The 8207-nt window shown below is 45.8% G+C and carries 6 protein-coding genes; all 6 read right to left on the bottom strand.

Annotation, left to right across the window (positions count from 1 at the left end):
* Positions 1-215: 215 nt before the first annotated feature.
* Positions 216-1244 (bottom strand): translation initiation factor IF-2 N-terminal domain-containing protein, encoded by a 1029-nt coding sequence (locus DFR58_RS22625; RefSeq protein ID WP_423230844.1) that lies wholly within the window; start codon positions 1242-1244, stop codon positions 216-218.
* Position 1245: 1 nt separating this feature from the next.
* Positions 1246-1572, bottom strand: a complete 327-nt coding sequence (locus DFR58_RS17510; RefSeq protein WP_114299153.1) for a L7Ae/L30e/S12e/Gadd45 family ribosomal protein — start codon at positions 1570-1572, stop codon at positions 1246-1248.
* Entirely contained in the window at positions 1562-1837 is a 276-nt protein-coding gene (rnpM, locus tag DFR58_RS17505) for an RNase P modulator RnpM (protein WP_114299159.1), read from the bottom strand. Before rnpM ends, DFR58_RS17510 begins: the two co-directional genes overlap by 11 nt.
* Positions 1838-1878: 41 nt before the next feature.
* Complete coding sequence (nusA, locus tag DFR58_RS17500; RefSeq protein ID WP_114299152.1) at positions 1879-3099, bottom strand: transcription termination factor NusA; 1221 nt, start codon at positions 3097-3099, stop codon at positions 1879-1881.
* A gap of 51 nt (positions 3100-3150) precedes the next feature.
* Positions 3151-3615, bottom strand: coding sequence for a ribosome maturation factor RimP (rimP, locus tag DFR58_RS17495; protein WP_114299151.1), 465 nt, complete (start codon positions 3613-3615; stop codon positions 3151-3153).
* A gap of 242 nt (positions 3616-3857) precedes the next feature.
* Entirely contained in the window at positions 3858-8186 is a 4329-nt protein-coding gene (locus DFR58_RS17490; RefSeq protein ID WP_114299150.1) for a PolC-type DNA polymerase III, read from the bottom strand.
* Positions 8187-8207 lie beyond the last annotated feature (21 nt).

Genomic DNA, 8207 nt, shown 5'->3' with positions numbered 1-8207 from the left:
TAGCCTCCCTGCGGGCGGTCTCCCTGCGGCCTGTTATAGCCTCCCTGCGGGCGGTCTCCCTGCGGCCTGTTATAGCCTCCCTGCGGGCGGTCTCCCTGCGGCCTGTTATAGCCTCCCTGCGGGCGGTCTCCCTGCGGCCTGTTGTAGCCTCCCTGCGGGCGGTCTCCCTGCGGCCTGTTCTAGCCTCCCTGCGGGCGGTCTCCCTGCGGCCTGTTCTAGCCTCCCTGCGGGCGGTCTCCCTGCGGCCTGTTATAGCCTCCCTGCGGGCGGTCTCCCTGCGGCCTGTTGTAGCCCCCCTGCGGGCGATCTCCCTGCGGCCTGTTATAGCCTCCCGCCTGATTACCGTCTCTGTGGGCTCTGTGTTCAGGCGCACCCTGACTCTTCGGATGAGGCTTTTCTTCGCCTTCCGCGTTGTGCGGTGCTTTTTCATTAGTCTCATCAGGCTTTGCCGTATCTGCATTGCCCTCTGCATGGAAGCCGCTTAATTGTTCTCCTTTTTTTTCTTCCAATCCCAATTGTACACTTTTCATTTCTGTCTGCTTCGCCTCACTTATCTTATCCTCGGGCTTATTATCATCCTTCTTCATAGCTTCCGCCGGCTTTAGCTCCTGTACGGCAGAGCCTCTTCCAAGCTCTTCCTTATGGGTCTTTTTATCAGAATCCTTTACGCTGTCGGGAGGTTCATGATACAGCTCCTGCTTCGGATGCTCCTTAGGCGCGTCACTTTTTTGCACTGCCTTTGCAAAGGGCTTTGGCTCTTTTAAATATTCCGGCTTAGGATCTCTTATATATCCCGGTCTCAGTCCCGAATTGGAATCGGCTATTCTTACCATTTCAGGCTTGTGACCCTTTCTCGCTCCGCCCTTGCTTTCTCCATGACCGTCCCTCTTTGCATTATTGGCCATATGCTCAGGTTTATTGGAAACTTTAACCTCTTCTCCCGAATCACCTTTTGTGTCAATAATTATTTCAGTTGTTCTTATTATTCTCGGTGCATGTTTTGTTTCCTTTTTCACATCGGATTTGGAAGAATTTGCAGGGGGAATCTTTCTGTCCTCTGCTTCCTTTTTGCCATCATCATGCTTTATTACACCTATATGTTTATATAGTGCCTTAAGTTCATTCTCCTCCAAAAGGCTCATGTGATTTTTAACGGTTATATTAATTTCCGATAACTTTTCCATCAACCTTTTACTGGTAGTGTTCAACTCTTTTGCAAGTTCATATACTCTAGCTTTTTCCAAACTATTCACCCCCGTTTTGTAGGTACATACCATCTATCATTTCCATTAAATGCCCGGCAAAACCCCTTTCTAATATTGCAATAACCACTCTCATTTCTTTTCCGATATACCTTCCAAGCAATTCCTTACGTCCAAAAAATCTTATATCAACACCCTTATACGCACACGAGTCTGAAAACTTCTTTTTTGTATTTTCCGAAGCCTCCTCTGAAACTATTATCAGACAAGCCTTTTCGGATTTCAAGGCCCTCTCGCACGCATCCTCGCCTGACAGAAGCTTACCAGCCTTTGTTGCCAGACCAAGAAAGGAGTATATTTTATCTACCATCCTCTTCCTCCAATTGACTCTTAAGCGTTTCATATATCTCCTGGCTTATGGCACATTCAAATGCCTTTTCCAGTCTTTTTGCCTTCCTTGCCTTCTCAAAGCACGAAAGCTCTTTACACATATATGCTCCCCTTCCGGGCTTCTTTCCCGTAAAATCTACACTTATCTCATTTTCCTTATTCTTAACTATCCGTATAAGCTCCTTTTTAGGTTTCATCTCCTGGCATCCCAGGCACATCCGCATAGGTATTTTCCTTTGCTTAATGATAACCACGTCCTATTCTAAAGGCATTTTGCCCTATTGGCTTACAGCCTGTCAAATTCATCCTTATCAATTTCTTCGCCATTCCCAATCTCTTCCTCGATATCGGTTCCTTCATCAATATAAGTCTCTTCATCGATATAGGTTTCTTCGATATCAGTTTCTTCATCGTCAATGTCATCGTCTGCACTGAAATTTAATCCGGTGCTGAACATCTGCTGTTCAATAGATGCTCTGAGCTGGGACTCACTTTTAATGTCTATTTTCCAGCCGGTAAGCTTGGCAGCCAGCCTTGCATTCTGGCCTTCCTTTCCTATCGCAAGAGAAAGCTGGTAATCGGGCACAGTAGCCTTTGCCGACTTTTCATCCTCATTAGCCTCCACCCTGACCACCTTTGCGGGGCTTAAGCTTGCCGCTATAAGCTCCTCGGGGTTATTGCTCCATTTTATTATATCTATTTTTTCTCCCCGGAGCTCATCTACAATAGCCTGAACCCTCGTTCCCTTTTGTCCTACGCACGCACCTACCGGGTCTACATTGCCGTCCCTTGAAAAAACAGCTATTTTAGTTCTGGAGCCGGGCTCTCTCGCTATTCCCTTGATCTCCACCGTGCCGTCGTGAATCTCCGGCACCTCCAGCTCAAACAGCCTCTTGACCAAGCCGGGATGAGTTCTTGAAAGCACTATCTGAGGCCCCTTGGTGGTTTTCTTTACCTCAATGACATAAACCTTTATTCTGGAGTTAAATTTATACTCCTCGCCGGGAGTCTGCTCGGCAGGAGGCAATACAGCCTCTGTTTTACCAAGGTCTATTATAACATTCTTCTTTTCAATCCTCTGTATTATGCCGGTGACAATATCACTTTCCTTGCTGTAATATTCGTCAAATATAATCCCTCTCTCCGCTTCCCTTATCCTTTGCACTACAACCTGCTTTGCCGTCTGCGCGGCAATCCTGCCGAATTTTCTGGGAGTAACCTCCACCTCGGCGGTGTCGTCCTCTTCCAGCTTTTTGCTTATCTTTTTTGCCTCCTCGACGGAAATTTCGAGGAGATCGTTCATCGGCCTTTCAGTAACCTTTTTCAAGGCGTAAACCCTTACGTCCCCCGTCTCGGTATTAAAAGCAATCTTTACATTCTGAGTAGAATTGAAATTCCTTTTATATGCAGATATAAGCGCAGCCTCAATAGCCTCTATCAAAACCTCCTTATTAATTCCCTTTTCTCTCTCCAATTGCTCTAAAGCATGTATTAACTCAGCACCCATTTTGCTCTCACTGCCTCCTTTTAAATAATAGAGCTTCTAACACTAAAAGCATTAAAACTTAATAACCCTCTTCACTATTGATACTTCCTTTGTGTCAAACTCCAAATCCCCTGCCTTTTCCTGATTTATACAAATCCTGCCGTCCTTCAGTCCCAAAAGAACTCCCTCATATGTCTTCTTTCCGTTTAAAGGACTGTACAGGCTCACCTCAACCAGCTCCCCCTTGTACTTTTCAAAGTCACCTGGTTTTTTAAGAGGCCTTTCCAGACCTGGAGATGACACCTCTAAAAAATAGCTCTGAACAATAGGGTCTGTTTCATCCAGCCTGTCGCTCAGTTCCTCGCTTACAGCCTGGCAATCGTCAATACCTATGCCTTCCGGCTTATCTATGTATACACGAAGGTACCAGTTGGCACCCTCCTTAACAAACTCAACATCAACCAGCTCATATGATAGCTTCTCCACAATAGGCGTCACAAGCTCTGTAACTATTTCCTCAATCTTCTTTTTAGCCATGCATCCTCCTTAAAAAAACAGCCCTTCGCATTGTGCGCCCTTGTAAAAAGCCCGGTATGCTTAAATATCGGCCAAATGCCAATTCTCTGGCTACAATTGCGGCAACAATACGAAAGAGTGGGATGTGCCCACTCTTTACATTTAGAAAAATATATTTTCTTAAAGTCCAGTAGTATTATATCACTATTATTTGTAATTATCAATAAGAATATTACATTTATTTATATTTTTATATTTTTACTTCAAAACAAGCTTAGCTGGTTGCTTTCGGGCATCCCCTCAAGGCATCCGTGCTGCTGCAGTATCTCTATGACCGACTTGCTTATTTTGGCTCTTACGCGCAGGTCGTCAACAGATAAAAACTCACCCTCGCCCCTAGCCTCGGCTATGTTTTGCGCAGCCGCTCCCCCCAGGCCCTGAAGCGCATTTAAAGGCGGCCTTATCCCCTTTTCTTCAATTTTAAATTTTACGGGATCGGACTTATAAAGGTCAACCGGAAGAAATTTTATTTGCCTTGCATACATTTCATTGGCTACCTCAAGTATGGTTAAAACATTTTTCTCCTTCTGGGTAATATTGTTTCCCTTCTGCTCCAGCTCCCTTATTTTATTCCTTACCATATCCTGTCCGTGAGTCATGAGCTGTGCGTCAAAATCATCCGCCCTTACGGTAAAATACGTTACATAGAACGCCTCGGGGTAATGCACCTTAAACCACGCAATCCTGAACGCCATCATTACATATGCTGCGGCATGGGCCTTAGGAAACATGTACTTTATTTTATTGCACGAGTCTATATACCAGCCCGGCACATTGTTTTGCTGCATGGCCTGCCTGTATTCCTCCTTCAGCCCCTTTCCCTTTCTCACATCCTCCATTATTTTAAAGGCTGTTTTTGGCTCCAGCCCCTTGTGTATTAAATATATCATTATGTCGTCTCTGCAGCATATCGCCTGCGAAAGCACGGCAGTGCCGTTCTTTATAAGCTCCTGTGCATTGTTCAGCCATACGTCGGTGCCATGGGAAAGGCCTGATATTCTTATAAGCTCTGAAAAGGTCATGGGCTTTGTATCTACAAGCATTTGCCTTACAAATTTTGTCCCGAATTCAGGTATGGCAAAGGTGCCTGTCTGGCTGTTAATGTCCTCCGGCACAACACCGATAGGCCCGGTACTGCTGAAAATGCCCATAGTGCTTTTTTCACCTATGGGAATGCTCTTTGCGTCAACCCCCGTCAAATCCTCAAGCATTCTTATGGCGGTAGGATCGTCATGCCCCAGTATGTCCAGCTTAAGTATGCTGCCGTGGAGAAAATGGTAGTCAAAGTGCGTTGTTATTGTATTGGACTGGGTGTCGTCGGCAGGACGCTGTATAGGAGAGAAATCGAATATTTCCTTGTCCTGCGGAACTATCATAATCCCTCCGGGATGCTGTCCCGTAGTCCTCTTAATGCCGGTACACCCCTTTACCAGCCTGTTCATTTCGGCACTGGTAACTACTATTCCCCTTTCGTCCAGATAATTCTTAACATACCCGTAAGCCGTCTTGTCGGCAACCGACGCTATGGTTCCCGCTCTGAACACATGCCCTTCTCCGAAAAGCTCCTCTGTGTATTTGTGGGCAACCGGCTGGTATTCCCCCGAAAAGTTCAAGTCTATATCGGGCTCCTTATCTCCGTCAAAGCCCAAAAAGGTCTCAAAGGGTATGTCATAGCCGTCCTTCTTTAACTCTCCTCTGCATTTGGGGCAGCTTTTGTCGGGGAGGTCAAACCCGCATTCAACGCTTCCGTCAAGTATAAACTCGGAATACTTGCACTGGGGGCAGACATAATGGGGCTGCAAGGAATTAACCTCTGTAATGCCCGCCATATTGGCTACAAAGGATGACCCGACCGACCCCCTTGAGCCTACCAGATACCCGTCACCGAGCGACTTGTGCACCAGCTTCTGGGCTATTAAGTACATGACGGCAAAGCCGTTCTTTATTATTGAATTAAGCTCCTTTTCAAGCCTCTGCTCCACCACCTCGGGAAGCGGAACGCCGTATATCTCCTTGGCCGTTTTTTCTGCAAGGCTCTTTATTTCCTCCTCTGCCCCCTCCATTTTAGGGGGAAACGTACCCGAGGGCACAGGAGCAATTTCTTCTATTTGATCGGCAATAAGGTTGGTGTTTTTAACCACCACCTCATATGCCTTTTCACTCCCGAGATATGAAAACTCCTCCAGCATCTCCTCCGTCGTCCGAAAATGCAGGGGGGCTTGATTATCGGCATCGCTGAAGCCCTTGCCCGCCATCAGTATACGCCTGAAGGCTTCATCCTTAGGGTCCATAAAGTGTACGTCGCAGGTAGCCACCACAGGCTTTTTAAACCTCTCCCCCAGAGCTACAATCTTCCTGTTTATGTTTTTGAGATCCTCCTGGCTTGCCACCTTTCCGTTATTTATCATAAACTGGTTATTTCCCAGAGGCTGTATTTCAAGATAATCATAAAAGCTGACAATCTTGTTTATCACTTCATCGCCCTTGTTCTCCAATATTGCGGTATAAAGCTCTCCCGCCTCACACGCGGTTCCTAATATCAGCCCGTCACGGTAATTCATAAAAAGCTTTTTAGGCACGCGCGGCCTTTTATAGTAATACTTAAGATGAGATTCGGATATTATCCTGTACAGGTTTTTAAGCCCGGTATAATTTTTTGCAAGAATTACCGCATGGTAGGACGCGGCCTTTTTAAAATCCTCATTTTTATCAAAGGCATTTTCTATTTCATTAACAGTGGCCACTCCCTTAGCCTTAAGTATTTGCAGGCATTTGACAAATATTCCGGCGGTTGCCCTCGAATCGTCTACCGCCCTGTGATGATTTTCCAGACTTATCCCCAGATGCTTTGCGACATTATTGAGCTTATACCTTCCAAGCCCTGGGAACATATTCCTGCAAAGCTGCAGGGTATCTATAACAGAGTTGTCTATGACTTTTCCGAGGCTTCGCGCAGAGTGCCTTATAAAACCCATGTCAAAAGAGGCGTTGTGCGCTACCAGCACCGAATCGCCTATAAACTCCATAAACTCCGGCAGCGCGTTTTCTATTGCCGGGGCATCCCGCACCATGTCATCGGTAATTCCCGTAAGCTTGGTTATGAAGCCGGGAATTGGAATTCCAGGGTTTATAAAGGTGCTGAAGCTTTCGGTTATCTCTCCGTTTTTTATTTTAACGGCTCCTATTTCCGTTATGCCGTCCCTTTCGGCATTTAAGCCGGTGGTTTCCAGATCAAACACCGTAAACTCTGCGTCAACGCCCTGCCCCTTGGCGTTATAAACCACAGGGACGCTGTCGTCAAGCATATAGCATTCCACTCCGTATAATATTTTTATCTTATTTTTCTTAGCCGCGTCAAAGGCATCAGGATATGCCTGCACAACGCCATGATCGGTAATTGCCACAGCCTTATGGCCCCATAATGCCGCCCTCTTTACCAGCTCCTTTACAGGTGTCACTCCATCCATTGCGCTCATTTGAGTATGAAGGTGAAGCTCAACTCTCTTCACCTCTGCGGTATCCATTTTTAATTCCTTTTCAACCTGTACTATATCGGATACCATAATGGCAAGCTCTTTTGAAAATTTGTCATACTGCGCTTCTCCTCTGACTTTTACCGATATGCCCTCCTTGACATTCTCTCGGAAAATATCTATATCTCCCTTTTCGATAAAAAACTTTCCGGTTAAAGAGCTTGTATAATCCGTTATGTCAAAGGTGCATATATACCTTTCTCCCCTTATTTCCCGAAACTCAACCCTGAAAACGTCTCCGGCGATGGCAGTTTTTCCTGATTCCTCCGTTACCTCAGACATTTTCATTACCGCGTCTCCAAAGCCCTTCCCGAGTATTACATTAGCACCGCTTGCCGAAGCAGAGGAGCTCCTTTTTCCCTGCTGCCTTTTGGAATCCTCCGAACCGCCCGAAGTCCCGATGCCTGCCATTGCCATATTTATTACAACCGATTCCTCAGCCCTCTTCTTTTTAATGTATTCATCATTTGTGGCACAGTCTGTCCGGCAATCTAAAAATTCCACCTTAAGCCTGCACGAAAAAAGGTGGTCAATCATGCTTTCCATCAGGCTGTCACAGGCTTTTGACTTAAGTATCTGGGAGCCCTGTGTTTTTATGCTCACAACAAGCTTCTTTCCATCAAGCTCCCATTTGCAGCCATGAAGTATTCCCCTGCTTATTGCCACTCTTTTGTTGACATAAAAAAGAATGCTATCCCAATATTGCCGCAATATTTCCTCTATTGTCATGCCTACGTCAAACTTAGGCCTTATAGACACCGAATCTGCATTAAAACGCTTAACAATGCATTCCTCCGTGCCGGTCAGAAGCTCCGCAGGGATAAGCCTGTCCGACAATATATTAATCTCAAGCCTTCTGGATTTTTTATATACATTTATGCTTAGAATTTTTACATTTCTGAAAAGCTCAGATGCTTCTGCATCTGCTTTCGCCACCGAACCAAGAATTTCAGGAAATAAATCTATAAAGCCCTTTTCCTCCGCTACCGCATTTTGCACAATCCCTCATACCCTTTCCGT

The organism is Anaerobacterium chartisolvens (genome assembly GCF_003337415.1).
Taxonomy (GTDB): domain Bacteria; phylum Bacillota; class Clostridia; order Acetivibrionales; family DSM-27016; genus Anaerobacterium; species Anaerobacterium chartisolvens.
This window is presented reverse-complemented; position numbering and strand designations above follow the sequence as displayed.

Coding starts and splice junctions, on each gene's coding strand:
- DFR58_RS17510 (WP_114299153.1), bottom strand. CDS start 1,572: ATGGTAGATAAAATATACTCCTTTCTTGGTCTGGCAACAAAGGCTGGT.
- nusA (WP_114299152.1), bottom strand. CDS start 3,099: ATGGGTGCTGAGTTAATACATGCTTTAGAGCAATTGGAGAGAGAAAAG.
- rimP (WP_114299151.1), bottom strand. CDS start 3,615: ATGGCTAAAAAGAAGATTGAGGAAATAGTTACAGAGCTTGTGACGCCT.